Genomic DNA, 1,147 nt, shown 5'->3' on the forward strand with positions numbered 1-1,147 from the left:
CGGCCGCCTGCAACACCGCGCGCAGCGTCGACTACGCCAGCGCCGGCACCGTGGAGTTCATCGTCTCCGCCGATCGCCCGGACGAGTTCTTCTTCATCGAGATGAACACCCGGCTGCAGGTGGAACACGCAGTGAGCGAGGTGATCACCGGTGTGGACCTGGTGGAGTGGCAGCTGCGGGTGGCAGCGGGAGAGAAGCTGCCGTTCACCCAGGACGACATCACGTTGACCGGGCACGCCATCGAGGCCCGGGTCTACGCCGAGGATCCGGCGCGTGGCTTGCTGCCCACCGCCGGGCGGGTGCTCGCCGTGCACGAGCCGACCGGCACGGGAGTGCGGGTGGACTCCTCGCTGCAGCCCGGTACGGTGGTCGGCAGCGACTACGACCCGATGCTTTCCAAGGTGATCGCGCACGGCGTCGACCGGGCACAGGCGCTGACGCGGCTGGACGCGGCCCTGACCGCCACGACGGTGCTCGGGGTGCAGACCAACATCGAGTTCCTGCGTGTTCTGCTGGCCGACCAACGGGTGGTGGCCGGTGACCTGGACACCGGGCTGCTGGACGACCGGCTGGTCGATTTCGCGCCACTGGCCGCGCCCGACGACGTGCTGGCCGCCGGCGGACTGTACCGGCAGTGGGGGCTGGCCCGCCGCGGCCGGGACAACCCGTGGGCGGTGCCGAGCGGATGGCGCATCGGAGAGCCGGCTCCGGTGCGCACCGAGATGCGGACCCCGCTGCGCTCGGAGACGGTATCGGTGTGGGGGCTTCCGGAGGCTGCCAGGGTGCAGGTCGGCGGCGGCGAGATCCAGTGTGCCAGCGTAGCTTTCAGCAAAGGTCAGCTGGCCGTGACGCTGGACGGTGTGCGTCGGCGGTATACCGTCGCCGAGATAGACCGGGACTTGTGGGTCGCCGACGTGCGCGGCACCTGGGAGTTGCACGAAGCCGAAGAGCAGCGCGTCGCCCGCAACCTGGGTCCGCGGCGCGCGGAGATCGTCAGCCCGATGCCGGGCAGTGTCGTCGCTGTCCATGCGGGCTCGGGGACCCGCGTCGACGAAGGCGCTCCGGTGCTGGCGGTGGAGGCGATGAAGATGGAGCACACGCTCACCGCGCCGATCACCGGCCAGGTGGAGGTGCTGGTGTCGGTGGG

General features: G+C 70.7%; 1 protein-coding gene. It reads left to right on the forward strand.

What is annotated here, in order from left to right; all coding sequences use genetic code 11:
• A partial coding sequence (locus tag AC2VON_RS10605) for an ATP-binding protein (protein WP_486952918.1) occupies positions 1-1,147 on the forward strand: 1,147 nt, incomplete at both ends.

Source organism: Mycobacterium sp. TH-M82 (assembly GCF_057473605.1).